21 protein-coding genes and 1 tRNA gene are annotated in these 24,154 nt (G+C 67.3%); 14 read left to right on the forward strand and 8 right to left on the reverse strand.

The annotated features are described in order from the left end of the window. Nucleotides 1–38: 38 nt before the first annotated feature. Nucleotides 39–125: transfer RNA gene (locus tag AC1Z3W_RS29135), tRNA-Leu, on the reverse strand. A 246-nt stretch (nucleotides 126–371) separates the two neighbouring features. On the opposite strand from AC1Z3W_RS29135, the gene hpnD reads away from it, so the two are divergent. Further along, on the forward strand, nucleotides 372–1,205 hold the full coding sequence (hpnD, locus tag AC1Z3W_RS29140) for a presqualene diphosphate synthase HpnD (protein WP_057925361.1): 834 nt from the start codon (nucleotides 372–374) through the stop codon (nucleotides 1,203–1,205). A 25-nt stretch (nucleotides 1,206–1,230) separates the two neighbouring features. Here the strand turns inward: hpnD and AC1Z3W_RS29145 are convergent, their stop codons facing one another. The 3 genes from AC1Z3W_RS29145 to AC1Z3W_RS29155 all read right to left on the reverse strand — a co-directional run bounded on the left by AC1Z3W_RS29145 (nucleotide 1,231) and on the right by AC1Z3W_RS29155 (nucleotide 4,435). Next, a complete protein-coding gene (locus AC1Z3W_RS29145) occupies nucleotides 1,231–2,451 on the reverse strand; it encodes a DUF1501 domain-containing protein (RefSeq protein WP_483509026.1) in 1,221 nt (406 codons plus the stop codon). A gap of 67 nt (nucleotides 2,452–2,518) precedes the next feature. Continuing rightward, on the reverse strand, nucleotides 2,519–4,036 hold the full coding sequence (locus AC1Z3W_RS29150; protein ID WP_483509027.1) for a DUF1800 domain-containing protein: 1,518 nt from the start codon (nucleotides 4,034–4,036) through the stop codon (nucleotides 2,519–2,521). Nucleotides 4,037–4,156: 120 nt separating this feature from the next. Beyond that, entirely contained in the window at nucleotides 4,157–4,435 is a 279-nt protein-coding gene (locus AC1Z3W_RS29155) for a hypothetical protein (protein WP_057925364.1), read from the reverse strand. Nucleotides 4,436–4,693: 258 nt separating this feature from the next. On the opposite strand from AC1Z3W_RS29155, the gene ompR reads away from it, so the two are divergent. The 4 genes from ompR (at nucleotide 4,694) to AC1Z3W_RS29175 (ending at nucleotide 8,172) form a co-directional block, all read left to right on the forward strand. Further along, nucleotides 4,694–5,428, forward strand: coding sequence for an osmolarity response regulator transcription factor OmpR (gene ompR / locus AC1Z3W_RS29160; protein ID WP_004192636.1), 735 nt, complete (start codon nucleotides 4,694–4,696; stop codon nucleotides 5,426–5,428). A 40-nt stretch (nucleotides 5,429–5,468) separates the two neighbouring features. Beyond that, nucleotides 5,469–6,830 (forward strand): ATP-binding protein, encoded by a 1,362-nt coding sequence (locus AC1Z3W_RS29165; RefSeq protein ID WP_057925365.1) that lies wholly within the window; start codon nucleotides 5,469–5,471, stop codon nucleotides 6,828–6,830. A gap of 189 nt (nucleotides 6,831–7,019) precedes the next feature. Further along, the gene (locus tag AC1Z3W_RS29170; protein ID WP_031399305.1) at nucleotides 7,020–7,568 is read left to right on the forward strand and encodes a peroxiredoxin; all 549 of its coding nucleotides are present in this window, start codon (nucleotides 7,020–7,022) and stop codon (nucleotides 7,566–7,568) included. A gap of 76 nt (nucleotides 7,569–7,644) precedes the next feature. Next, on the forward strand, nucleotides 7,645–8,172 hold the full coding sequence (locus tag AC1Z3W_RS29175) for a carboxymuconolactone decarboxylase family protein (RefSeq protein ID WP_057925366.1): 528 nt from the start codon (nucleotides 7,645–7,647) through the stop codon (nucleotides 8,170–8,172). Between the two features lie 204 nt (nucleotides 8,173–8,376). Here the strand turns inward: AC1Z3W_RS29175 and ispF are convergent, their stop codons facing one another. Together ispF and ispD are read right to left on the reverse strand one after the other, a co-directional pair. Continuing rightward, a complete protein-coding gene (gene ispF / locus AC1Z3W_RS29180) occupies nucleotides 8,377–8,862 on the reverse strand; it encodes a 2-C-methyl-D-erythritol 2,4-cyclodiphosphate synthase (protein WP_483509029.1) in 486 nt (161 codons plus the stop codon). 30 nt (nucleotides 8,863–8,892) lie between these two features. After that, nucleotides 8,893–9,603 carry a 2-C-methyl-D-erythritol 4-phosphate cytidylyltransferase gene (ispD, locus tag AC1Z3W_RS29185; protein ID WP_057925368.1) on the reverse strand — a complete coding sequence of 237 codons (711 nt, stop codon included), beginning with the start codon at nucleotides 9,601–9,603 and terminating at the stop codon, nucleotides 8,893–8,895. A gap of 108 nt (nucleotides 9,604–9,711) precedes the next feature. Between ispD and mfd the strand changes: the two genes are divergently transcribed. From mfd to AC1Z3W_RS29205, 4 genes are all read left to right on the forward strand, one after another. Beyond that, nucleotides 9,712–13,185, forward strand: coding sequence for a transcription-repair coupling factor (gene mfd / locus AC1Z3W_RS29190; protein ID WP_124833144.1), 3,474 nt, complete (start codon nucleotides 9,712–9,714; stop codon nucleotides 13,183–13,185). Between the two features lie 96 nt (nucleotides 13,186–13,281). Continuing rightward, the gene (argE, locus tag AC1Z3W_RS29195; protein ID WP_483509030.1) at nucleotides 13,282–14,502 is read left to right on the forward strand and encodes an acetylornithine deacetylase; all 1,221 of its coding nucleotides are present in this window, start codon (nucleotides 13,282–13,284) and stop codon (nucleotides 14,500–14,502) included. A gap of 60 nt (nucleotides 14,503–14,562) precedes the next feature. Beyond that, the gene (locus AC1Z3W_RS29200; RefSeq protein WP_483509031.1) at nucleotides 14,563–15,582 is read left to right on the forward strand and encodes a threonine/serine dehydratase family protein; all 1,020 of its coding nucleotides are present in this window, start codon (nucleotides 14,563–14,565) and stop codon (nucleotides 15,580–15,582) included. A gap of 175 nt (nucleotides 15,583–15,757) precedes the next feature. Next, a complete protein-coding gene (locus tag AC1Z3W_RS29205) occupies nucleotides 15,758–16,186 on the forward strand; it encodes a DUF3574 domain-containing protein (RefSeq protein ID WP_124833217.1) in 429 nt (142 codons plus the stop codon). 84 nt (nucleotides 16,187–16,270) lie between these two features. Here AC1Z3W_RS29205 and AC1Z3W_RS29210 read toward each other — a convergent pair whose 3' ends face one another. Next, on the reverse strand, nucleotides 16,271–18,784 hold the full coding sequence (locus AC1Z3W_RS29210) for a penicillin-binding protein 1A (protein ID WP_175824940.1): 2,514 nt from the start codon (nucleotides 18,782–18,784) through the stop codon (nucleotides 16,271–16,273). Nucleotides 18,785–19,223: 439 nt separating this feature from the next. Between AC1Z3W_RS29210 and AC1Z3W_RS29215 the strand changes: the two genes are divergently transcribed. The 4 genes from AC1Z3W_RS29215 to AC1Z3W_RS29230 all read left to right on the forward strand — a co-directional run bounded on the left by AC1Z3W_RS29215 (nucleotide 19,224) and on the right by AC1Z3W_RS29230 (nucleotide 22,627). Then, on the forward strand, nucleotides 19,224–19,904 hold the full coding sequence (locus AC1Z3W_RS29215; RefSeq protein WP_044843730.1) for a PspA/IM30 family protein: 681 nt from the start codon (nucleotides 19,224–19,226) through the stop codon (nucleotides 19,902–19,904). 78 nt (nucleotides 19,905–19,982) lie between these two features. Further along, the gene (locus AC1Z3W_RS29220) at nucleotides 19,983–21,173 is read left to right on the forward strand and encodes a tetratricopeptide repeat protein (protein ID WP_483509033.1); all 1,191 of its coding nucleotides are present in this window, start codon (nucleotides 19,983–19,985) and stop codon (nucleotides 21,171–21,173) included. 234 nt (nucleotides 21,174–21,407) lie between these two features. Then, nucleotides 21,408–21,839: a large conductance mechanosensitive channel protein MscL gene (mscL, locus tag AC1Z3W_RS29225; protein WP_057925374.1), complete on the forward strand. Its 432-nt coding sequence runs from the start codon at nucleotides 21,408–21,410 to the stop codon at nucleotides 21,837–21,839. 341 nt (nucleotides 21,840–22,180) lie between these two features. Next, the gene (locus tag AC1Z3W_RS29230; RefSeq protein WP_027784713.1) at nucleotides 22,181–22,627 is read left to right on the forward strand and encodes a hypothetical protein; all 447 of its coding nucleotides are present in this window, start codon (nucleotides 22,181–22,183) and stop codon (nucleotides 22,625–22,627) included. 77 nt (nucleotides 22,628–22,704) lie between these two features. On the opposite strand, the gene AC1Z3W_RS29235 is transcribed toward AC1Z3W_RS29230, so the two are convergent. Continuing rightward, entirely contained in the window at nucleotides 22,705–23,598 is an 894-nt protein-coding gene (locus AC1Z3W_RS29235) for an NAD(P)-dependent oxidoreductase (RefSeq protein ID WP_483509034.1), read from the reverse strand. Between the two features lie 135 nt (nucleotides 23,599–23,733). Here AC1Z3W_RS29235 and AC1Z3W_RS29240 point away from each other — a divergent pair, with 135 nt between their 5' ends. Then, entirely contained in the window at nucleotides 23,734–23,943 is a 210-nt protein-coding gene (locus tag AC1Z3W_RS29240; RefSeq protein ID WP_006755984.1) for a dodecin, read from the forward strand. Nucleotides 23,944–24,154: the final 211 nt, after the last annotated feature.

A 24,154-nucleotide genomic window follows, 5' to 3' on the forward strand; every position in this document is an offset into this window, starting at 1 on the left:
GGTTTCAAGAGTTCTCGGGAACAAACCGGAACTTGAGTTGGTGCGTGAGGCCGGACTCGAACCGGCACACCCTTGCGGGCGTCAGGACCTAAACCTGGTGCGTCTACCAATTTCGCCACTCACGCGCATTTCTGTCGCCTGACCGCGCGGCACGCAAGATGCGTTCTCCACGCGCCCGGGACTTCCCGGGACTTCATGCCGACCCGAAAACCGGCACGCCCGATCAGGCGAGCGCGAGATTCTACCTGATCTGTACAACATTGTCTCGCCCCGCCCGGCACCTGCCGGACAGCGGTGCTAGAATGCCGCGCTCGACGTGCCGGCCACGCGCCGGCGCGCGCCCCGAACCCGCCTCCGCCACGATCCCACCCGTGAACTTCGACGACTACTGTCAGCAAAAGGCCGCCCCCGCGGGCTCCAGCGTCTACTACGCGCTGCGCCAGGCGCCGCTCGCCGCCGAACCGCGCCTGACCGCCCTGTTCGCGCTGCGCCGTGAACTCGAGGAAACCGTCAAGGAAACCAGCGACCCGACCGTCGGACACACGAAGCTCGCGTGGTGGCACAAGGAACTCGCGGCGCTCGCTGCCGGCGAACCGTCGCACCCGGTCACGAAGGCGCTCGCGCAGCACCACCCGGCGATCGCCGCCGAAGCCGACGCGCTGCGCACGCTCGTCAATGGTTACGGGATGGATCTCGAACAGGCGCGCTACCTGGATTTCGCGAACCTGCAGCGCTACATCGCACAGGTCGGCGGCACCTTCGCGTCGCTGGTCGCACGCGCGAGCGCCACCAACCCGACCGATCCGCAGCCGTGGGCGGCGGATGCCGGCCACGCGCTGATGCTCGCGCAATTCGTGCAGGAACTCGGCAACGATGCGCGCCATGGCCGCATCTATCTGCCGATCGACGAACTGCAACGCTACAACGTGACCGCGGCCGATCTGCTGAACCGCCGCTACAGCCCGGCCTTCACGGAGCTGTTGCAGTTTCAGACGGCCCGCGCGCGCGAAGCGCTCGCCGCCGCCGAAGCAGCGATCCCCGCTTCCGAACGCCGCGCGCAACGCACGCTGCGCGCGCAGATCGCACTGGCCGGCGCGCTGCTCGACGAAATCGAGCGCGACGGTTACCAAGTGCTGCACCAGCGCATCGCGCTGACGCCGATCCGCAAGCTGTGGATCGCGTGGCGCGCCGCTCGCCGCCACTGACCCGCACCGTACCGCGCGTACGACATCACGCCTTCAGCAGCGGCAGCGTGTCGAAGCGCTGCTGCAGCACGCGCGTCGCATCGAGCCCCCACCATGGCCCGAGCACGGTCGCATAAAGCTGGCGAAAATCGACCGCGACCGGCAGGTTGCCGTTGCCGTCGAGCCGCCCGAGCGCGGGCACCGCACCGTACAGCCCGCCAGCCACGCGGCCGCCCATCACGAAGTGCGGCGCGGCGGTCCCGTGATCGGTGCCGTTGCTCTGGTTTTCGCGCACGCGCCGCCCGAATTCCGCATACGTCATCACGAGCGTCTGGTTCCAGCGCCCGAGTTCGATCAGCGCGCCGCGCATCGCGCTCATCCCTTCCGCGAACTGCTTGAGCAGCGCAGCCTGCTGTCCCGGCTGGTTCTGGTGCGTGTCGAATCCGTTGAGCGTGAGCCGCAGCACCGCGACGCCGTCCTGCGCGCCGGGCCCCGACGCTTCGCATGCCGCGAGCACCTGCATCGCGGTCTTCACCGACGTCCCGAACGTACCGGCCGGAAAGGCCGTCCGGAACTCGCGCATCCCGCCACGGGGGCGCAGCCGGTCTGCCGCCTTCACGATGTCGTTCTCGACGTCGATGATGTGCGCGAGCGCAGGGTTCCGCTCGCGCAGCGACGACGGCTCGGCCAGCCGCGCCGCGCGGATGAACTGTGCGGGATTGACAAGCGCAATCGCGCGCGCGCCGTTCGCGAGGGGCCCCATCTCGGCGCTGCCGAGCACGACGCCGTCCGCCGCAAAGCCCGGCGGCACCGGCGCCTGTACGAACGTGCGCGTGAGCCAGCCTTCGTGCAGGTACTGATCCGAGCGCGACGCGGTATCCCAGATCTCGATCGAACGGAAATGCGACAGATTCGGCTGCGGATAGCCGACACCCTGCACGATCGCGACCTGCCCGTCGCGCCACAGCGGCATCAGCGGCGCGAGCGACGGATGCAGCCCCGCATGCGCGTCGAGCTGCAGCACCTGGCCGCGCTTGATGCCGATGCTGCGGCGGAACTGGTAGTAGAGCGGATCCGCATACGGCACCACCGTGTTGAGGCCGTCGTTACCGCCCTTCAGTTCGACGAGGATCAGCACGTTCGCATAGCCAGCCGCGGGCTGCCGCCCCGCCGCGGCCGTCGATGCGGCCCGCGCGGGCGGCTGCCACAACGACACGCCCGCCGCGGCCGCGGCGCCCGTCAGCGTCAGAAAATCACGTCGGTTCATCGCGCATCCTTCGGTTCGCCGTGCGGTATCGCCACCGCTGCAGCGTGCCTGCTCGTCGTCGTTTCAGTCATTTCAGTTGATAGGCCGGATCCATCAGCAACGCCTCGAGATACGCGCTGCCGGTCGAGTCCGTATCGATCGCCGCGACCGGCGACACCGGCAGCACCGCGTGCTGCAGTTGAAGCTCGGTGGACAATCCGGCAATCGCCTGCGGGCGCGCATGATACTGCGCGAGCCAGCGTTCGAGGTCGAATCGCAGGCCGCCGCGCGCGGGCCTGGCCGGCGCGCGGCGCATGCCGGCACCGGGCATGCCGGCACCGGACGCGGCGTCCGCAACCCGCATCGCATGCGCACGCGCATTCGGCAACGGCGCCGCCATCGCGCGCGCGGGTGCCCGCATGCCGGCCGTCTCGGTCGCGCGGAACACCTGCTCGACGAACTGCTTGCGCGCGAGCAGCGTCGTGCTGTTGATCCACATCGCGCCTCCCGGCCAGCCCTTCACGTTCGGCGGATAGAACAGGTTCTGCCCGAGCGTGCGCACGGTGTTCGCGAGCATCTGCGGATCACCGTAAGCGATGTCGAACAGCCGCACCGACCCGACGACGAACTCGGCTGGCGACTTGACGAGCACGCCGCGATTGCGCGGATCCCAGAATTCGTCGGTCGACCATAGCGCGGCAAGCGCCGCGCGTATGTCGTAACCGCTCGCGCGAAACCGTTCGGCCACGACATCGAGCGCCCCGGTGTCGGGCGTATCGGACACGAACTCGCGCCACAGCTTGCCCGCGATGAAGCGCGCGGTGTCGGGCCGCTTCAGCAGGATGTCGAGCAACCCGTCGCCGTCGAACGTGCCGGTCTCGCCGAGAATCGTCTTGTCGCCCGCGTCGTGCCATTCGGGCCGCACCACGAAGCGCAGCGTATCGGGATCGACGCTCCAGCCGGTCATCGCGCGCGCGGCTTCCGTCACGTCGTGCTGGGTGTATTGCCCTTCGCCGAGCGTGAACAGCTCCATCACCTCGCGCGCGAAATTCTCGTTCGGGCGTCCCTTGCGGTTGCTCGCGCCGTCGAGATACTGAAGCATCGCCGGATCCTTCGCGACCGCATGCAGCAGCGTGCCGAAGTTGCCGAGCGCCTCGCGGCGAAACAGCGCGTTCTGCACGGCCATCGTCTGCGGGTACGGAACCTTGTCCTGCCCGGACGTGAAGTGCCCGTGCCAGAACAGCGTCATGCGCTCGGTGAGCGGCGACGACGTCGCGACCATCTCGTTGATCCATGCCGCGCGCAACGCGTCGTAGCGGCGATTGCGCTCGCGCTGCTCGTCGCGCCGCATGTCGGGTGTGAGAGCCTGACGCTGCGCGCGGGTCGGCGGCAGCTCGGCGAGCCAGTCGGGCCAGGTCGTCACGGGGTCGCGGCGCACGTTGCCGAGCGCATCGGCCACGGCTTGCGCACGTGTCATGCCGACGATGCGGACGACCTCGGCCGGAGCGGGAGAAAAGCCGGTACGGCTCAGGAAGAACAGCGCATCGTCGGCGTCGAGCGGCGCCTGCATCGCGGGCGGTGCCGGGGCGGCAGCGTTCGCTTTCATCGTCGTGGACTCCCGGAACGCACCGGCGGTGCGGATGCCGGTTCAACGGCAGCACGCATGCGAAAGTTGACGGAAAAATTGCTACGGAATCTTCCCGCGCCGTGCGAAGGCGCGTGCGTGTCAGCGCTTGTACAGTTCGCGGACGGCGTCCTCGATGTGCTGGCGCAGCAGGTGGCGCTCCTCGGGCGTCATGTGCCCGTCGCGGCGGTGCTGTTCGAGATCGGGAGGCACGGCGGAACGGACCGCCATGTCGGCGGCGCGGTCGGACTGCGGCACTTTGCCGCGCAGCAGCTTGCGCGACGATGCGCCCTGCTCGGGGCGCTGCGCATACGCGAAGTTCGACGCATATGGACCGGCAAGTGCGATCGTCAGCATCAGTGCAATCCGGGCAGATCGCATGACCGTCCTCGCTTCTTTGGTCGATTTGTTCCCTTCGTCACGCGGCAACCGGTTACCTCTGGTACTTGAAAAACCCTGCGGAATTCGGGTGTACAAAGATGAAAGATGGAGTGCAGGGGAGTATCTACCGAATTTCGGCTTCGAGTAAAGGAATCTCTATAGCCTGCCTTTACTCCGCACGGCACTACGGGTAAATTTTGTAACGGACTGTTACGCACGAAAATACGCAACCGTGCGTGATTTCCCATTCGCGATAAGATGCCGCTCATGGAAACGAAAAACCCCTCCAAGATTCTCGTCGTTGACGACGACCCGCGCCTGCGCGATCTGCTGCGCCGCTATCTCGGCGAGCAGGGTTTCAACGTATACGTCGCGGAGAACGCGACCGCGATGAACAAGCTCTGGGTGCGCGAGCGTTTCGACCTGCTCGTGCTCGACCTGATGCTGCCGGGCGAAGACGGCCTGTCGATCTGCCGCCGCCTGCGCGGCAGCAACGACCGCACGCCGATCATCATGCTCACCGCGAAGGGCGAGGATGTCGATCGCATCGTCGGCCTCGAGATGGGCGCCGACGACTACCTGCCGAAGCCGTTCAACCCGCGCGAACTCGTCGCGCGGATTCACGCGGTGCTGCGCCGCCAGGCGCCGGCCGAACTGCCGGGCGCGCCGTCGGAAACGACCGAGGTGTTCGAGTTCGGCGAGTTCTCGCTGAACCTCGCCACGCGCACGCTGACGAAGTCGGGCCAGGAAATTCCTCTGACGACCGGCGAATTCTCGGTGCTGAAGGTGTTCGCGCGCCATCCGCGCCAGCCGCTGTCGCGCGAGAAGCTGATGGAACTCGCGCGCGGCCGTGAATACGAAGTGTTCGACCGCAGCCTCGACGTGCAAATCTCGCGCCTGCGCAAGCTGATCGAACCGGATCCGGGCAGCCCGCGCTTCATCCAGACCGTCTGGGGCCTCGGCTACGTGTTCATCCCGGACGGCGCCGCCTGATCTTTTTCCTTTCCGGTTTCGCCCGTCCACGGCCCGTCCCATGCGTATCGACCGGCGCCTCCTGCAGCTCGCGTTCGGCGGGCTGTTCTGGCGCACCTTCCTGCTGATCGCGCTGCTGATCTCGGTCAGTCTCGCCGCGTGGTTCCAGAGCTTTCGCGTGATCGAGCGCGAGCCGCGCGCGCAGCGCGTCGCGCTGCAGCTCGTCGCGATCGTGAAGCTCACGCGCACCGCCCTGCTCTATTCCGATCCCGATTTGCGGCGCGCGCTGCTGCAGGATCTCGAGAGCAACGAGGGCGTGCGCGTTTACCCGCGCGAGAAAACCGACAAGTTCAAGCTGCAGCCCGACGAATCGCTGAACCGCCTGATCGAACACGACATCCGCAGCCGCCTCGGCGACGATACCGTGATCGCGCAGTCGGTCAACGACATCCCCGGCGTGTGGATCAGCTTCAAGATCGACGACGACGATTACTGGGTCGCGCTCGATCGCGACCAGCTCGACAACGTCACGGGCCTGCAGTGGGCCGGCTGGGGCCTGTTCGCGCTCGCACTGTCGCTGTTCGGCTCCGCGTTCATCACGAGCCTCGTGAACCGGCCGTTCTCGCGGCTCGCGCTCGCCGCCCGCCAGGTCGGTTCCGGCCAGGCGCCGGAGCCGCTGCCCGAGCGCGGGATGGGCGTCGCGGCCGACACCAACCGCAGCTTCAACCAGATGGTGCGCGACCTCGAACAGCTCGAGGCCGATCGCGCGCTGATGCTCGCGGGCATCTCGCACGACCTGCGCACGCCGCTCGCGCGGCTGCGGCTCGAGACCGAGATGAGTCCATCCGACCAGGCGACCAAGGACGCGATGGTCGACGACATCGAACAGATGGACCGCATCATCGCGGCCTTCATCGATTACGCGCGGCCGACCCAGCGCAAGCCGGAGCCGGTCGACCTGTCGTCGATCGCGCAGGAAGTCGCCGCGCGCGTATCGGGCGAGGACGGCGTCGAGATCCGCACGCGGCTCGCGCCGAGCGCGGTGATCGAAGCCGACGAAACCGACATGCGCCGCGTGATCGGCAACCTCGTCGAGAACGCGCGCAAATACGGCCAGAGCCGGCAGGACGGCGTGTCGCGCATCACGCTCGAGACGCGCGTGACGCACGCGCGCGTCGAGCTGTCGGTGAGCGACGAAGGTCCCGGCATTCCCGAGGATCAGTTGCCGCTCGTGATGCGGCCGTTCTACCGCGTCGACACGGCGCGCACCAAGGCGGACGGCACGGGGCTCGGCATGGCGATCGTGCTGCGCCTCGTCGGCCGCTATCGCGGCGCGCTGCGCCTGCGCAACCGCAACCCCGAAGCGGGCCTCGAAGTCACCCTCGAATTCCCCGGCGCCGGCAAGGCGCGTGCGACGGCGTGACGCGTTCGCGCACGCTTCTTGCGGGTCACACTATCGCCGCGGTTGAAAAAAACTATGAGGCTTGTTAGCCAAAATCTATTGAAGCGTCTTGCTAATAGTGTTAAAGTCTGCCCCATGCTGTCACATCAACGTTGCAGCACCGAGGTAGCTTGACTCAGTCTTCTTCCCAACTCATACAGGAGTATCCGCATGAAAACCGTGGGCGATAAACTCGAAGCATTCACCGTCGTAGCCGCGAAGCCGGGCTTCAACAACCACGAGGAAAACGGCCAGTCGGCGTTCGAGACCGTCACCGAAGCGTCGTTCCCGGGCAAGTGGAAGATCATCTACTTCTATCCGAAGGATTTCACGTTCGTGTGCCCGACGGAAATCGTCGAGTTCGCGAAGCTCACGAAGCAGTTCGAAGAGCGCGACGCCGTCCTGCTCGGCGGCAGCTCGGACAACGAATTCGTCAAGCTCGCATGGCGCCGTGAGCACAAGGACCTGAACAAGCTGAACCACTACTCGTTCGGCGACGTCAAGGGCGAGCTGATCGACCAGCTCGGCGTGCGCGACAAGGAAGCCGGCGTGGCCCTGCGCGCGACGTTCATCGTCGACCCGGACAACACGATCCAGCACGTTTCGGTGAACAACCTGAACGTCGGCCGTAGCCCGGAAGAAGTCCTGCGCATTCTGGACGGCCTGCAAACGGACGAACTGTGCCCGTGCAACCGCGCAGTCGGCGGCGCAACGCTGTAAGCGCATCGATGCACGAAGCCCGCGGCGCACGTCCTGCCTGCGGGCTTTTTTAACGGCCAACCCATAGGAGATATCAATGGAATTCATCGACTCGATTAAGGCACGCATCCCCGACTACGCGAAGGATATTCGCCTGAACCTCGACGGCACGATCTCGCGCTCGTCGCTCGAAGGCAACGATGCGGTCGGCGTCGCGCTGGCGGCGGCTGTTGCGGCGAAGAGCACGATCCTCGTGAAGACGATCCGCGAAGCCGGCGTGCTGTCGCCCGAAGAGACGAACGCCGTGCTGACGGCGGCCGCGCTGATGGGGATGAACAACACCTGGTATCCGTATGTCGAGATGGCCGACGACGCCGACCTGAAGACGCAGCGTGCCGAGCTGCGGATGGGCGCGTATGCGTCGCACGGCGGCGTCGACAAGCGCCGGTTCGAGATGTACGCGCTCGCCGCGTCGATCGTCGGCAAGTGCCACTTCTGTGTGAAGTCGCACTACGCGCTGCTGAAGAACGAGCAAGGGATGACAACGACGCAACTGCGCGACGTCGGCCGCATCGCGTCGGTGATCAACGCCGCCGCGCAGGTCATCGCCGCCGAAGGCGAGTAAGCGGCCGCGCGGTGCGGCGGCGTTCGACGCCGCACCGGCAGGCACCACGCCGCGGCCGGGCCGCCCCCGGGCCGCCAAACAAAAATGCCACGCAAACCCGTGGCATTTTTTTCATTCCGGCGGCACGACCTGCGCACCGCGTCCGACACCGGCGTCAAACCGGCGTCAAACCGGTGTCAAACCGGCATCGGCGGCATCAGGCGCTCACGCGCCCTGCTTCACCAGCAGCGCGGCAGCCTGCGCCTCGATGCCCTCGCCGCGGCCGAGGTAGCCGAGCTTCTCGTTGGTCTTCGCCTTCACGTTCACGCGCTTGAGCGGCAGCCCGAGATCGGCCGCGATGTTCGCGCGCATCCCGTCGATATGCGGCGCGAGCTTCGGCGCCTGCGCGATCACGGTGCTGTCGACGTTCTGGATCGTGAAGCCGGCCGCCTTCACGCGAGCGACGCACTCGCGCAGCAGCACGCGGCTGTCCGCGCCCTTGAACGCCGCGTCGGTGTCGGAGAAATGGCGGCCGATGTCGCCGAGCGCCGCCGCGCCGAACAGCGCGTCGGTGATCGCGTGCAGCAGCACGTCCGCGTCCGAGTGGCCGAGCAGGCCGCGCTCGTATGGAATCGTCACGCCGCCGATGATGAGGGGGCGCCCCGGGACGAGCTGGTGCACGTCGTAGCCTTGTCCGATTCTGAAATCCATGCGTATTCCGGTTGAGATGTGAGGAGAAAGTCAGGAAGCGTTCGCGGGGCGCGCGAGGATCGCTTCCGCGAGCGCGAAATCTTCCGGGTATGTGACCTTGAAGTTGCGCAGGCTGCCCTGCACGACGCGTGGCGTATGGCCGGCCCATTCGATCGCGCTGGCCTCGTCGGTCAGGTCGTGCCCTTCGCGCTGCGCGCGCAGGATCGCGTCGCGCAGCATGCCGATGCGGAACATCTGCGGCGTCTGCGCCTGCCACAGCGCGTCGCGCGACTCGGTGCGCGCGATCGCGTCGCCGCCGGCCGGCACGCGCTTGAGCGTATCGGCCACCGGCAGCGCGACGATGCCGCCGACCGGATCGTCCTTCAGCGTCGCGACCAGCGTGCGGATCAGCGCCGGCGTGATGCCGGGGCGTGCGGCGTCGTGCACGAGCACCCAGTCCTGGTCGGTCGCGCCGAATTCGGCCAGCTCCAGCAGCCCGTTCAGCACTGAAGCCTGTCGCGAGCCGCCGCCGCAGCGGCGCACCGCGAAGCGCAGGCCCGCGAAGCGGCGCGCGTCGAAGTGCGTGTCGTCGGGTGCGAGGACGACGAGCGTCTGCGCGAATTCGCTGCACGCATCGAACGCGGCGAGCGTGTAATGCAGGAGCGCGCGGCCGGCCAGCGTGCGGTATTGCTTCGGCACGGCCGAACCGGAGCGGCTGCCCGTGCCGGCGCAAGGAATCAGGGCGAAAAGTCGGGGAGTCACGAAAGGGAAACGCCGGAAAGATGAAATCGAGAAGCGGATTTTATAATAGGTCTTTCGTCTCGACCGGCGCACCGCGCCGCGCCCGTGCCCGCCACCCCTGCCGTCCCTATGCCAGACAACGCTTCCACCCCGTTCGCCTCGCCCGTCGCCCGCGTCAAACCGGGCCAGCGGTTCGCCTTCGACGGCGCGCACGGCTCCGCCGACGCACTCGCCATCGCCCGCTATCTCGCCGACAACCGCGACGCGGTCCCGCTCCTTGCGGTGATCTGCGCGAACGCGGTCGACGCGCAGCGGCTGTCGCAGGAACTCCGCTACTTCTCGCCCGATGCACGCGTGCGCCTGCTGCCGGACTGGGAAACGCTGCCGTACGACACGTTCTCGCCGCACCAGGATCTGGTATCCGAGCGCCTCGCGACGCTGCACGACCTCGGCGAGGGCCGCTGCGACATCCTGCTGGTGCCCGCGACCACCGCGCTGTACCGAATGCCGCCCGCGTCGTTCATGGCCGCGTACACCTTCGCGTTCGCGCAAGGCGAGCGGCTCGACGAGGCGAAGCTGAAGGCGCAGCTCACGCTGGCCGGCTACGAGCACGTGAGCCAGGTCGTGCGGCCCGGCGAATACTGCGTGCGCGGCTCGCTGATCGACCTGTACCCGATGGGCTCGCCGCTGCCGTACCGAATCGACCTGTTCGACGACCAGGTCGACTCGATCCGCGCGTTCGATCCCGATACGCAGCGCAGCCTCTACCCGGTGCGCGACGTGCGCCTCCTGCCCGGCCGCGAGTTTCCGTTCGACGAAGCCGCGCGCACGGCGTTCCGCAGCCGCTGGCGCGAGACCTTCGAAGGCGACCCGAGCCGCGCGCCGATCTACAAGGACATCGGCAACGGCGTGCCGTCGGCCGGCATCGAGTATTACCTGCCGCTGTTCTTCGACGAGACGGCCACGCTGTTCCACTACCTGCCGCAGGACGCGCATCTCGTGTTCGCCGGCGATCTGGAGGCGTCGATCCGCCGCTTCACGGCCGATACGAAGCAGCGCCACGCGTTCCTCGCGCACGACCGCGAGCGGCCGATCCTCGAGCCGCAGCGGCTATTCCTCTCCGACGAGGATTTCTTCGCGTTCGCGAAACCGTTCGCGCGCGTCGTGCTGCCCGCGCAGCCGGCCGGCGGCTGGGCGACGGGCCTGCCCGAACTCACGGTCGATCGCCATGCGGACGATCCGCTCGCCGCGCTGCGCACGTTCGTCGAATCGTCGGGCAAGCGCGTGCTGCTGACGGTCGAATCGGCCGGCCGCCGCGAAACGATCCTGCAACTGCTCGCGGAGCATCACCTGCGCCCCGCGTCGAACGACCACTTCGCGGGCTGGCTCGAAAGCGATGCACCGTTCGCGCTCGGCGTCGCACCGCTCGCGAGCGGCTTCGCGGTGCCGGGCGAAGGCTACGCGATCGTCACCGAAACCGAGCTGTACGGCGCGCTCGGCCGGCGCGCGGGGCGCCGCCGGCAGGAACAGGCGAGCAACGTCGACGCGATGGTGCGCGACCTGTCGGAGCTGAAGGTCGGCGACCCAGTCGTCCATGCGCAGCACGGCATCGGCCGCTACATGGGTCTCGTGTCGATGGATCTCGGCGAAGGCGAGACCGAATTCCTGCACCTCGAATACGCGGGCGACAGCAAGCTCTACGTGCCGGTCGCGCAGTTGCACGTGATCTCGCGCTACAGCGGCGCCGATCCGGACAGCGCGCCGCTGCACGCGCTCGGCTCGGGCCAGTGGGAGCGCGCGAAGCGCAAGGCCGCGCAGCAGATCCGCGACACGGCCGCCGAGCTGCTGAACCTGTACGCGCGCCGCGCGGCCCGCGAAGGCCACGCGTTCTCGCTCGATCCGCGCGACTACGTGAAGTTCGCCGAAAGCTTCGGCTTCGAGGAAACGCCCGACCAGGCGGCCGCCATCGCGGCCGTGATCGGCGACATGACGAGCGGCAAGCCGATGGACCGCCTTGTGTGCGGCGACGTCGGCTTCGGCAAGACCGAGGTCGCGCTGCGCGCCGCGTTCATCGCGGTGCTGGGCGGCAAGCAGGTCGCGCTGCTGTCGCCGACCACGCTGCTCGCCGAGCAGCACACGCAGACCTTCGCCGACCGCTTCGCCGATTGGCCGGTGCGGATCGTCGAGCTGTCGCGCTTCAAGACCGCGAAGGAAGTCAACGCGGCGATCGCGCAGATCAACGAAGGCAGCGTCGACATCGTGATCGGCACGCACAAGCTGCTGTCGTCGGACGTGCAGTTCAAACGCCTCGGCCTCGTGATCATCGACGAGGAACACCGCTTCGGCGTGCGGCAGAAGGAAGCGCTGAAGGCGCTGCGCGCGGAAGTCGACGTGCTGACGCTGACCGCGACGCCGATCCCGCGTACGCTCGGGATGGCGCTCGAGGGGCTGCGCGACTTCTCGGTGATCGCGACCGCGCCGCAGAAACGGCTCGCGATCAAGACCTTCGTGCGCCGCGAGGAAGAAAGCGTGATCCGCGAGGCGATGCTGCGCGAGCTGAAGCGCGGCGGCCAGGTGTACTTCCTGCACAACGAGGTCGAGACGATCGAGAACCGCAAGGCGATGCTCGAGACGCTCGTGCCCGAAGCGCGCATCGTGATCGCGCACGGCCAGATGCACGAGCGCGAGCTTGAACGCGTGATGCGCGATTTCGTCGCGCAGCGCGCGAACGTGCTGCTGTGCACGACCATCATCGAGACCGGCATCGACGTGCCGAGCGCGAACACGATTATCATGCACCGCGCGGACAAGTTCGGCCTCGCGCAGCTTCACCAGTTGCGCGGCCGCGTCGGCCGTTCGCACCACCAGGCGTATGCGTACCTGCTGGTCCACGATCCGCAGTCGCTGACCAAGCAGGCGCAGCGCCGGCTCGAGGCGATCCAGCAGATGGAGGAACTCGGTTCGGGCTTCTATCTCGCGATGCACGACCTCGAGATCCGCGGCACCGGCGAGGTGCTCGGCGACAAGCAGTCGGGCGAGATCCACGAGATCGGCTTCCAGCTGTACACCGACATGCTGAACGACGCGGTGAAGGCGCTGAAGAACGGCAAGGAGCCCGACCTCACCGCCCCGCTCGCCGCGACGACGGAAATCAACCTGCATGCGCCCGCGATCCTGCCGGCCGACTACTGCGTGGACGTGCAGGAGCGGCTGTCGCTGTACAAGCGTCTCGCGAACTGCGAGCACGGCGACGCGATCGACGGCATCCAGGAAGAGCTGATCGACCGCTTCGGCAAGCTGCCGCCGCAGGCGCACGCGCTCGTCGAGACGCACCGGCTGCGGCTGGCCGCGAAGCCGCTCGGCATCGTCAAGATCGACGCGAGCGAGGCCGCGATCGGGCTGCAGTTCGAGCCGAATCCGCCGATCGATCCGATGCGCATCATCGAGATGGTGCAGAAGCATCGGCACATCAAGCTCGCGGGCCAGGACAAGCTGCGCATCGAGACGCGCTCGCCCGATCTCGCGATCCGCGTGTCGACGATCAAGGAAACGCTGCGCGCGCTCGCGCCGCGCGCCGACGCGGCGGCGAGCGCGGCACGCTGACGGCACGGCCGCGATGCTGCACCGCATCGCGGCCGGCGAAGGCGGGCGGACGCGTTTTTGAGTATGATTTTCCCATTCATCAGACGGAGTTTTGCCATGTCCACTCTCGACGCGACGGCGCCGTCCGCCGCCGACCAAGGCGACGCCTCGCTCGTCAGCCTGCCCTGGATCAAGCAGTTGGTGTCGATGGACACGACGAGCCGCGTGCCGAACCTCGGCCTGATCGAAACGGTGCGCGACGCGCTTGCCGCGAAGGGCATCGCGTCGACGCTCACGCACGATCCGCGCGAAGGCTGGGCCAACCTGTTCGCGACCGTGCCCGCATACGACGGCTCGACCGACGGCGGCATCGTGCTGTCGGGGCACACCGACGTCGTGCCGGTCGACGGCCAGCAGTGGGACAGCGACCCGTTCGCGCCCGAGCTGCGCGACGGCCGCCTGTACGGCCGCGGCACGTGCGACATGAAGGGCTTCATCGGCACGGCGCTCGCGCTGTTGCCCGAGATGCAGGCGACCCGGCTCGCGAAGCCGATCCATTTCGCGCTGTCCTATGACGAGGAAATCGGCTGCGCGGGCGCACCGCTCCTGATCGCCGATCTCGTCAAGCGCGGCGTGAAGCCGTCCGGCTGCATCGTCGGCGAGCCCACCAGCATGCGGCCGATCATCGCGCACAAGGGCATCAACGCGTACCGCTGCTGCGTGCGCGGCCATGCGGCGCACTCGTCGCTGACGCCGAAGGGCCTGAACGCGATCGAGTACGCGGCGCGCCTCATCTGCCACATCCGCGACGTCGCCGACCGCTTCCGTGCCGAAGGCCCGTTCGACGAGCTGTACGACGTGCCGTTCACGACCGCGCAGACGAGCACGATCCAGGGCGGCAACGCGATCAATACGGTGCCGGCCGAATGCCGGTTCGACTTCGAGTTCCGCAACCTGCCGACGCTCGATCCCGAGCAGATCTTCACGCGCATCGAAGCGTATGCGCAGGAAGCGCTGCTGCCGCAGATGCGTCGCGAGCATCCGAACGCGGCGATCGAGTTCTCGAAGATCGCCGCGGCGCCGGGGCTCGACGCGACCGAACAGGCCGCGATCACGCAGCTCGTGCGCGCGCTGACGGCCGACCAGGACAAGCGCAAGGTCGCCTACGGCACCGAGGCCGGCCTGTTCGAGCGCGCGGGTATCCCGAGCATCGTCTGCGGGCCCGGCAACATCGAGCAGGCACACAAGCCGAACGAGTATGTCGAGCTCGCGCAGCTCGCCGGCTGCGAGCAGTTCCTGCGCAAGTTCATCCGCAGCATGTCGGTCGACGCACACTGACCGCCCGCCACGCCGGCCTGCGTGTGCGGGCCGGCCCCTACCCCCGCCACCCGCCACGTCATGTCGACTGAACAACAGGGCACTGCCCATACGACGATCGACGGCGAGCCGATTCCGACGCTCGACGAAATCGCCGCGCAGCATTTCGCGTTGTCACCGTGGGTCGCACGCACCCCGGTGTTCGAGCGCGCCGATCTCCCGTCCCTCGAGGGCACGCACGTCAACTTCAAGTTCGAGCTGCTGCAGGCAAGCGGCAGCTTCAAGGCGCGCGGCGCGTTCACGCACCTGCTGGCACTCGACGAAGCGCGCAAGAACGCCGGCGTCACGTGCGTCTCGGCCGGCAATCATGCGGCGGCCGTCGCCTATGCGGCGATGCGGCTCGGCAGCAGCGCGAAGGTCGTGATGTTCCATACCGCGAGCCCGATGCGCATCGCGCAGTGCAAGCAGTACCGCGCGGAAGTCGTGCTCGCCGGCAGCGCGTCGCAGGCATTCGACCTCGTGCGGCGGATCGAGGCCGAGGAAGGCCGCTTCTTCATCCATCCGTTCAACGGCTATCACACGATTCTCGGCACCGCGACGCTGGGCTACGAATGGGCGACGCAGATGCCCGATCTCGACGCGGTGATCGTGCCGATCGGCGGCGGCGGGCTCGCGGCCGGCATGTCGACCGCGCTGCGGCTCGCGAATCCGCGCGTGCACGTGTACGGCGTCGAGCCGGAAGGCGCCGACGCGATGAGCCGCAGCTTCGCCGCCAATCACACGATCAAGATGAGCGCGATGCAGACCATCGCCGATTCGCTGATGGCGCCGCACACCGAGGAATACAGCTACCAGCTGTGCCGGCGCCACATCGACCGCATCGTCACGGTGTCCGACGACGCACTGCGCGCGGCGATGCTGTTCCTGTTCTCGCACCTGAAGCTGTCGGTCGAACCGGCGTGCGCGGCAGCGCTCGCGGCGCTGCTCGGCCCGCTGCGCGAAACGCTGCAGGGCAAGCGGGTCGGCGTGCTGCTGTCGGGCACGAACACCGACCCCGCGACGCTCGGCATGCATCTCGCGCACGCGAAACTGCATCACTGAATCCACGCAGGCTACTCAGGGTTATCCCCAGTTTATGTTGACAGCCCTGTTGATAACCCGCCGGACAAACACGCAAGTCATTGAGCAGGCAGCGTTTTATGCGCGCGAAGGGCGTCGGACGCGAAATAGGCAGATGCCGCCGCCGAGCGCGCGTCCCGCGACGTGGCGGCGTCGCATGCGCTCCATGATCGGCGCCGCCGCCCTTGCACTGTTCGCCGGTTGTGCGGCACCGCCCTCGCCCATCATCGACGCGTCTGCAGCCTGCATGCAGCCGGACGCGCACCGGATGCTGCAAGCCGACCTGCTGTTCGGGCGCGATATCGCGGGACGCGGCCCCGTCACCGATGCGGAGCGCGCGGCCTTCCTCGCCGACGTCGTCACGCCGCGCTTTCCGGACGGCTTCACATACTGGGACACCCGCGGCCAATGGCGCGACCGCGCCACCGGCCGGATCATCCGCGAAGCGAGCTTCGTGGTCCGTATCGTCGCCGACGATACCGCCGACACGCACGCGCGGCTCGCCGCGATCCGGCATGCGTACCGCGAGCGCTTCCGGCAGGAATCGGTCGGCATCACGCTCGTGCCGGCCTGCGCGTCGTTCTGATTCGCCCTACCGGGCCGAGGCCGCGACACGCAAAAAAACGGGCGCCCGAAGGCGCCCGTCGCATGCGAAACATCCGCGTACCGCTTACTTGTTCTCGAACATGTCCATGATCTGCTGCTTCTCCTGCTGCGTGACGGGCGGCGGTGCGAGCCCCTCCGAGCCGGCCGAGCCGAGCGCATCGTTCGCGCTGATCGCGTTCGCGGCCGGGTTGATGTCCACGCTCGCGACGAAGCCGTTGCCCGGCGTGCGATCGGCGTAGTACAGCTCGCCGTCGACCGTCGTCAGGCCGTCCGGCATCGGCATCTGCTGCTCGGGCACACCGTTCAGCGCAGTGCGCATGTAGTTCACCCAGATCGGCAGCGCGAGCTGCGCGCCGAATTCGCGGCTGCCGAGGCTCTTCGGCTGGTCGAAGCCCATCCACGCGACCGCGACGAGCGACTGCTGGTAGCCGGCGAACCAGCCGTCCTTCGCATCGTTCGTCGTACCCGTCTTGCCCTGCAGGTCGCTACGGCCGAGCGCGTTGGTGCCGGCACCCGTGCCGGCCGTCGCGACCGTGTGCAGCAGGCTGTTCATCACGTACGCGTTGCGGCCTTCGATCGTGCGCGGCGCCGTGCCGCCCGCGACCACCGGCTGCGACTTCTGCAGCGGCTGGCCGCGCGCGTCGTCGACTTCGGCGATCAGGTACGGATCGACCTTGTAGCCGCCGTTCGCGAATACCGCATAACCGGTCGCGAGCTGCAGCGGCGTCACGAGGCCCGCACCGAGCGCCATCGGCAGGTACGGCGGCGTCTTCGCCGGATCGAAGCCGAAGCGCTGCGTCACGTACTGCTGCGCATACTGCGTGCCGATCGACGCGAGGATCCGGATCGACACGAGGTTCTTCGAACGCTGCAGGCCGGTACGCATCGTCATCGGGCCGTCCGGCTGGTCGTCGTCCTTCGGCTCCCACGCGGTGCCGCCCGGCACGCTCGGCGGGAAGTACAGCGGCGCATCGTTGATGATCGTCGCCGGCCCGAGCCCCTTGTCGAGCGACGCCGAATAGATGAACGGCTTGAACGACGAACCCGGCTGGCGCCACGCTTGCGTCACGTGGTTGAACTTGCTCTTGTTGAAGTCGAAGCCGCCGACGAGCGAGCGGATCGCACCGTCCTGCGGCGCGATCGCGACGAGCGCGCCTTCGACCTGCGGCAGCTGCACGACCTGCCAGCCCGTCTTGCCGTCCTTCAGCACGCGCACGATCGAGCCCGGCTTGATCCGCAGCGTGGCATTCGCACGCGGATTCAGCGCGGCCGACACGAAGCGCAGCCCGGCCGAGCCGATCGTCGTCGTCGCGCCACCGACGAACTGCACCTCGACCGCGTTCGGCGACGCCGTCAGCACCACCGCCGACTGCAGGTCGCCGTTGTCCGGATGATCGGCGAGCGCGTCGTCGATCGCCTCGTCGCGGTCGTCGCCAGCGGCCGGCAGGTTGATCGAGCCTTCCGGCCCGCGATAGCCGTGGCGGCGCTCGTAATCGAGAATGCCGCGGCGCACGGCCTGGTACGCGGCTTCCTGGTCGGCCGAGTTGATCGTCGTCGTGACGGTCAGCCCGCGCGTATAGGTTTCGTCCTTGTACTGCTGGTACATCATCTGCCGCACCATCTCGGAGACGTATTCACCGTGCACCGCGTACTGGTTGCCCGGCGTGCGCACGTGGATCTCTTCCTTCACCGCCTGGTCGTACTGCGGCTGCGTGATGTAGCCGATCTCGAGCATGCGCTTCAGGATGTATTCCTGGCGAACCTTCGCGCGCTTCGGGTTGACGACCGGGTTATACGCGGACGGCGCCTTCGGCAGCCCCGCGAGCATCGCCGCTTCCGCGAGCGTGATGTCCTTCAGGTCCTTGCCGAAATACACGCGCGCGGCGGCCGCGAAGCCGTACGAGCGCTGACCCAGATAGATCTGGTTCATGTACAGCTCGAGGATCTGGTCCTTCGTCAGCGCCTTCTCGATCTTGTACGCGAGCAGCATCTCGTAGATCTTGCGCGTGTAGGTCTTCTCGCTCGACAGGAAGAAGTTGCGTGCGACCTGCATCGTGATCGTGCTCGCGCCCTGGCGCGCGCCACCGTGCAGCAGGTCGGCCACGCCCGCGCGCAGGATGCCGACGAAGTCGACGCCGCCGTGTTCGTAGAAGCGGTAGTCCTCGATCGCGAGCACCGCCTTCTTCATCACGTCGGGAATGTCCTGGAAGCGCACGAGGCTGCGGCGCTCCTCGCCGAACTCGCCGATCAGCACGTGATCGGCGGTGAACACGCGCAGCGGCACCTTCGGCTGGTAGTTGGTCAGCGCATCGAGCGACGGCAGTTGCGGGGCCATCACGACGAGTGCGTAGCCGACGATCAGCGCGCCGACAATCGCGAGCGTCGCGAACAGCCCGACGAACCACAGTGCGACGCGCGAGCCGAACGAGCGGCGGCCGCCCCCGCCTCCGCTGCGCTGCGCGCGACGGTCGTCGTCGCGGTCGTCGTCGGGGTAATAGGCTCCCGATGGCGAACGGCGTAACGTGTAGTGAGGTTCGTTCCGGTCGGAAGGAGAAGACGGTCGTTTGATAATTGGCATGTCGGAATGGCGGGCGGCGTGGCGCCCTCGGACGCATGCGGAAATGCAAGCGGATGAATCAGAGTGGGTGCATCGCGGCAACTGTCACGTCGACAGACCCCGCCGCGCGGCGATCCGTTCCCGCGACGTGACAGCGCATTTTAATGAAATCGACCGATCGGCTTCGCGATTTTTTGTAAAAATTCCCGCATAACCGTGAATTGCGAAACGTATTGGCGGCATGCTCCGCCTATCATGGACTCGCGGCCCGGCGCGCGCCGCAGCGTTTCTTTCAAACACGAAAGGTTCGAGTTCTGCACGTGCATGCCGCTTGAACTCCGGCGCTTAAGCCGTATTTAAGGGGCCGGCGGTGTAATATCCGCCGGCTCACGCGGGTCGGATCCGATTCGCGACGGGCACTGCCGCGCTCACGCGGCACCTTTCAACCACGGAGGATTTCATGTCGCTTTTCGACTCTGTTTCGCGCACGATCAAAGGCCTGCTGAACGACGCGGCCGACTCGGTACAGGATCCGTCGCGCGACGCACGGCAGATCGTGCGGGAGCTCGACGACAGCATCGGCCGTGCCGAGAATTCGCTGATCGAGATCGAGGCACAGGTCGCGACCCAGCGCAGCAAGCGCGATGCGGCCGACGACAAGGTGAAGAAGTACGAGGACGGCGCGAAGCGCGCGCTGCAGGCCGGCGACGAAGCGCTCGCACGCGAGGCGCTTGCCGCGCAGTCGAACGCGGAAGCCGAGCGCGATGCGCTTGCGGCCGAGCTGACGACGCTCGAACCGTCGGTCGACAAGCTGAAGGGGCAGATCGCCGACATGCGCCAGCGCCGCAACGACCTGAATGCGCGCTCGAACATCCTGCAGGCGAAACAGGAAATCGCGCAGGCGAAGGACGTCGCGGCCAGCGCGCTGGGCGGCATCGGCGGCAAGAACCTGTCCGAGGACTTCCAGAAGCTCGAGGACAAGGTCGCGCTGCAGAACGCGCGCTCGGACGCACGCCTGAATTCGGCCGACACGTCGAGCGGCAAGGCGCTCGACGACAAGCTCGCCGCGCTGAACAAGGGCCCGTCGGTCGAGGATCGCCTCGCCGCGCTGAAGAAGCAGCTCGACACGCCCGCGCAGTAACGGCAACCGCGCCGCGGCCCGCCGGGCCCGCGGCGCGCACCGATCGTCAGGAGACGGGCGCTCGCGCCCGGTTCGACCATGAAGAAATCTCTCACCGCGCTCGGCCTCTCGCTGATGCTGCTGTCGTCCGCCGCATTTGCGGTCCCGTCGCTGCAGCAAGTCGAGCAGTCGATCGCACAACGTGACTGGCAGCGTGCCGACACGCAGCTGTCGCAAGTCATCGATGCCCATCCGAACAACGCGCATGCGCGCTACCTGTACGCGCAGGTGCTTGACCGCGAAGGTCGCGCGTCCGATGCGCTCACGCAGCTGCAGAAGGCAAAGTCGCTCGATCCGCAACTGCGCTTCACCGACGCGTCGCACTTCGCGCAGACGGAATCGCGCATTCGCGCAGACGCCGCGCGCATCAGTGGCAACGCACCGTCGGCCACGCAGAGCGGTTCGTTGCAGTCGTCGCTCGCACCGGCCGTGCCGGTCGCGAAACATGGTCCGTCGACCGGCATGTGGATCGGCCTCGGGCTGATCGTCGCGATCATCGCGCTGGTGCTGCGCTGGACGTTGCGACGTGCACGCTCGGCCGACGACAGCCGCGCCGACGACGAACGCCGCACGCAGTTGAAGCGCGCGACCGACGTGCTGAACGACATTCGTCCGCTGAAACTCGACGCGAAGCTCTCGACCGCGCCCGGCGCGGCCGCGCTCACCGGCGAGCTCGAAGGCATCGAGACCGATGCGCGCACGCTCGTCGAAACGCTGTCGAACGGCAAGAACCCGGTGCCGCCGTATCGCATCGACGAACTCGAGCAGCGGCATGCGAGCGTGAAGGCGCGCGTCGAAGGCCGCCCCGATCCGGGCGCGCAACCCGCCGCGCCGGCGAACGGCAGCGGCTCCGTGTATGCGCAGGAAGCCGATCGCATGACCGGCATGCAAGGCCAGCCGTATCAGCAGCAACCGTATCCGCAGCAGCCGTATCCACCGCAACCGTATCCGCAACAGCAGCCACCCGTCGTGGTCCAGCAAGGCGGCGGTTTCGGCGGCGGGATGGGCGGGCTGCTGACCGGCGTGCTGCTCGGCGAAGCGATGTCGGGCGGCCGCGAGCGCGTGGTCGAGCGCGACGTGATCGTCGACGACCAGCGCCGACGCCAGGAGAACAACGATCCGGGCTTCGACCTGGGTCGCGGCGACAATTCGAACTGGAGCGACGGCAACGGCGGCGGCAGTGTCGATCTCGGCAGCAACGACGACGGCTGGACCGACGACAATACCTGAGCATTCGCACGCGGGCGCCGACGCATCGCGCGACGCCCGCCCCTCACGCCGCGCTTCCTTTCATTTCCACTCGCGCCGGTCCCCTGATTTGTTAATCATTTCAAGATGGGCTACCGGCAATGGGGCACGTTCGCTATCATGCGGCCATCGGCGTGCCTCCGATCCCATCAGACGCTTCGCAGCCCTGCGCGTCGCGGCACGCCTCCCCTCGCCCCAACCAGGAGAAAGCCGCTCATGAGCATAATCAAGGAATTCAAGGAATTCGCCGTCAAGGGCAACGTGATGGATCTCGCCGTCGGCGTGATCATCGGTGGCGCATTCTCGAAGATCGTCGACTCGGTCGTGAAAGACCTCATCATGCCGGTCATCGGCGTGGTAACCGGCGGTCTGGATTTCTCGAACAAGTTCGTTCTGCTCGGCACCATCCCCCCGTCGTTCAAGGGTAATCCCGATTCGTTCAAGGACCTGCAGGCCGCGGGCGTTGCCGCGTTCGGCTACGGCTCGTTCATCACCGTGGCGATCAACTTCGTGATCCTCGCGTTCATCATTTTCATGATGGTGAAATTCATCAACAAGCTGCGCAAGCCGGAAGAAGCCGCGCCGGCCGCAACGCCGGAAGACATCGTGCTGCTGCGCGAGATCCGCGATTCGCTCAAGCAACGCTGAGCACCGCGCCACGCCGCAACTATCGGGCCCGCCATGTGCGGGCCTTTTTGTTGGGCGCGCGCCGCGCACGGCCGCGCGAGGCTTATCTCATTTTTTTGTGACGGGCGAATGCACGCGCGGGAAAAGCAGGTCTATGATGGAGACTAAACGACAGTACGGGCGCCAAGACGCTGGCTGTGTCGATCATCGTGGCAAGCGGGTCGACGGGAGACATTGATCGTCGTACCGCACGAGTGCAGCATTTTCGTGTGCTATAAAGGATCGGCATGCGGCGTACATAGCCGGGAGTGGGTCGCATGAAAATGCCGCATTTCTTGCAATTGTTTTTGAGGCGAGTGTTTATGTCCTTCCCGAAAAAACGTCGACGCGCGCAACAGGATGGCCAGGAGTCGTTCCTCGCGGTATTGCGCCATTCGAAACCTTTCGCGCAGCTCGACACCAAGATTGCCCGCGCCCGTGCGCAGGACGAACCCGTCCTCTATGCGCATGTGCTGCCCGGCCTCGATGTGCTTCTATGCAGCGTGCGCGGCGCACAGCCGCCCTATCCGGCCATTGCCGAACTGCGCAAGCGCTGCATCGAATCGATCGCCAACGCACTCGAACAGCCACTCGACGGTCTCGAGAACGGCGGGTACTGGTACGAGGCGAACGGCTTTGGCTTCCTCGTGTTCGCGAGCCGCGCGCGCGCGCGCATCCTGCCCGAATTTGGTGCAGGCACGAAGGCCAGCCTGCGCGGCGGGCTCGGGCGCCAGAACGCCGGCGACACGACACCGCGCTCCCTCGGCTGAACCGACACCGACACGATGGGCCGCCTCCGGGCGGCCCATCGGCCATTCAGGTTTCCCGCTTTACCGCCGCCGCGCGATCACCGTGCCGTCCCGCGCCCGTTGCCGGGCCGGACGATGTCGATGAACGCGGCGAAATCGGCACCGGCGAGCCCCTGCGCGGCGCCCAGCCGCAGCACCTGCTGCACCGTGGCCGATACGGGCATCACCGCGCCCGTATCGCGCGCGGCATCGGCAATTGCGTCGACGTCCTTCTGGAACGTGGCGAGCGCGCCGATCGACGGATGGCCGCCCGACGTCATGCGCGGCACGAAGGTCTGCAGCAGCACCGAATCGGCCCACCCGCCCGCCAGCGCGTCGGCCAGACGCGCGGCGTCGATGCCGCTCGCCTGCGCCAGGCCGACGGCTTCCGCGATCGCGGTCACCGTCGCGGTGACGATCGCCTGGTTGCACAGCTTCGCGGTCTGGCCCGCACCCGCGTCGCCCATGTGCGTGATGCGCGATGCGTAGGTGTCGATCAGCGGCCGCACCGCATCGAGATCCGCCGCGCCGCCGCCCGCCATCACCGCGAGCGTGCCGGCCTGCGCGCCGGGCACGCCACCCGACACCGGCGCGTCGATCCAGCCGACGCCGAGCGCGGCCGCGCGCGCCGCGTAGTCGCGCGTCGCCGCAGGCGGAATGCTCGAATGATCGACGATGCGCTTCAAACGGCGCGCCTTCGCTTCGCCCGCAAGGAGCCCGTGCTCGCCGAACACGACGTCGCCGATCGCGCGGCCGTCGAGCACGCACACGAACACCGTGTCGACGCGCTCGGCCAGTTCGCGCGGCGTGTCGACCACTTGCGCGCCGTCTTTTTCAAGCGCCTCGGCCTTGCCGCGCGTCCGGTTCCATACGCTGACCCGGTGCCCCGCCGCCAGCAAATGCCGAATCATCGGCGCGCCCATCAATCCCGGTCCGCAAAATCCGACTTCCACGATGTTCCTCGTCTCCAATTGGGGTTGCACTTGCCGCCCATCATACCTATCACTCAAGAAGCCGGACACGCGCGGCGCCGCTTCGGGCCCGCCGCTTGCGCCGGCCGCCCATACCAACCTCCCAGGGAGCGCATCATGAGCGACCACGTCTACAAGCTGATCGAACTGACCGGCTCGTCGCGGCAATCTTGCGACGACGCCATCCGCAACGCGATCTCGAAAGCCGGCAAGACGCTGCACAACCTGCACTGGTTCCAGGTGACCGAAACACGCGGCCACATCGAAGGCGACCAGGTCATCCACTGGCAGGTCACGCTGAAAGTCGGCATGCGCATCGACGACTGACGCACCGCGCTCGTCACGCGCGGCGCCCTGACCACCGGATGCGTGCAATGCGCATCCGCGCGGCGCCGTGCTCGCCCGTATTCCGCCCCGTTCGGACCCCTTGCCGGACCCCTTGCCGGGGCCCGGCCGGCGGGCGTCTGCGGGTATCCATCTCTTGACGCTGCCCGTGGTTCATATTAAAAACCATATATTCCCCCGCCCCCTCGATCAG

It is taken from the genome of Burkholderia sp. 10_S31, assembly GCF_056930375.1.

Excerpts from the sequence above, each read along its gene's own strand:
- AC1Z3W_RS29145 (WP_483509026.1), bottom strand. The coding sequence starts at position 2,451 with ATGAACCGACGTGATTTTCTGACGCTGACGGGCGCCGCGGCCGCGGCG.
- AC1Z3W_RS29150 (WP_483509027.1), bottom strand. The coding sequence starts at position 4,036 with ATGAAAGCGAACGCTGCCGCCCCGGCACCGCCCGCGATGCAGGCGCCG.
- AC1Z3W_RS29155 (WP_057925364.1), bottom strand. The coding sequence starts at position 4,435 with ATGCGATCTGCCCGGATTGCACTGATGCTGACGATCGCACTTGCCGGT.
- ompR (WP_004192636.1), top strand. The coding sequence starts at position 4,694 with ATGCCGCTCATGGAAACGAAAAACCCCTCCAAGATTCTCGTCGTTGAC.
- AC1Z3W_RS29165 (WP_057925365.1), top strand. The coding sequence starts at position 5,469 with ATGCGTATCGACCGGCGCCTCCTGCAGCTCGCGTTCGGCGGGCTGTTC.
- AC1Z3W_RS29170 (WP_031399305.1), top strand. The coding sequence starts at position 7,020 with ATGAAAACCGTGGGCGATAAACTCGAAGCATTCACCGTCGTAGCCGCG.
- AC1Z3W_RS29175 (WP_057925366.1), top strand. The coding sequence starts at position 7,645 with ATGGAATTCATCGACTCGATTAAGGCACGCATCCCCGACTACGCGAAG.
- ispF (WP_483509029.1), bottom strand. The coding sequence starts at position 8,862 with ATGGATTTCAGAATCGGACAAGGCTACGACGTGCACCAGCTCGTCCCG.
- mfd (WP_124833144.1), top strand. The coding sequence starts at position 9,712 with ATGCCAGACAACGCTTCCACCCCGTTCGCCTCGCCCGTCGCCCGCGTC.
- argE (WP_483509030.1), top strand. The coding sequence starts at position 13,282 with ATGTCCACTCTCGACGCGACGGCGCCGTCCGCCGCCGACCAAGGCGAC.
- AC1Z3W_RS29200 (WP_483509031.1), top strand. The coding sequence starts at position 14,563 with ATGTCGACTGAACAACAGGGCACTGCCCATACGACGATCGACGGCGAG.
- AC1Z3W_RS29205 (WP_124833217.1), top strand. The coding sequence starts at position 15,758 with ATGCGCTCCATGATCGGCGCCGCCGCCCTTGCACTGTTCGCCGGTTGT.
- AC1Z3W_RS29210 (WP_175824940.1), bottom strand. The coding sequence starts at position 18,784 with ATGCCAATTATCAAACGACCGTCTTCTCCTTCCGACCGGAACGAACCT.
- AC1Z3W_RS29215 (WP_044843730.1), top strand. The coding sequence starts at position 19,224 with ATGTCGCTTTTCGACTCTGTTTCGCGCACGATCAAAGGCCTGCTGAAC.
- AC1Z3W_RS29220 (WP_483509033.1), top strand. The coding sequence starts at position 19,983 with ATGAAGAAATCTCTCACCGCGCTCGGCCTCTCGCTGATGCTGCTGTCG.
- mscL (WP_057925374.1), top strand. The coding sequence starts at position 21,408 with ATGAGCATAATCAAGGAATTCAAGGAATTCGCCGTCAAGGGCAACGTG.
- AC1Z3W_RS29230 (WP_027784713.1), top strand. The coding sequence starts at position 22,181 with ATGTCCTTCCCGAAAAAACGTCGACGCGCGCAACAGGATGGCCAGGAG.
- AC1Z3W_RS29240 (WP_006755984.1), top strand. The coding sequence starts at position 23,734 with ATGAGCGACCACGTCTACAAGCTGATCGAACTGACCGGCTCGTCGCGG.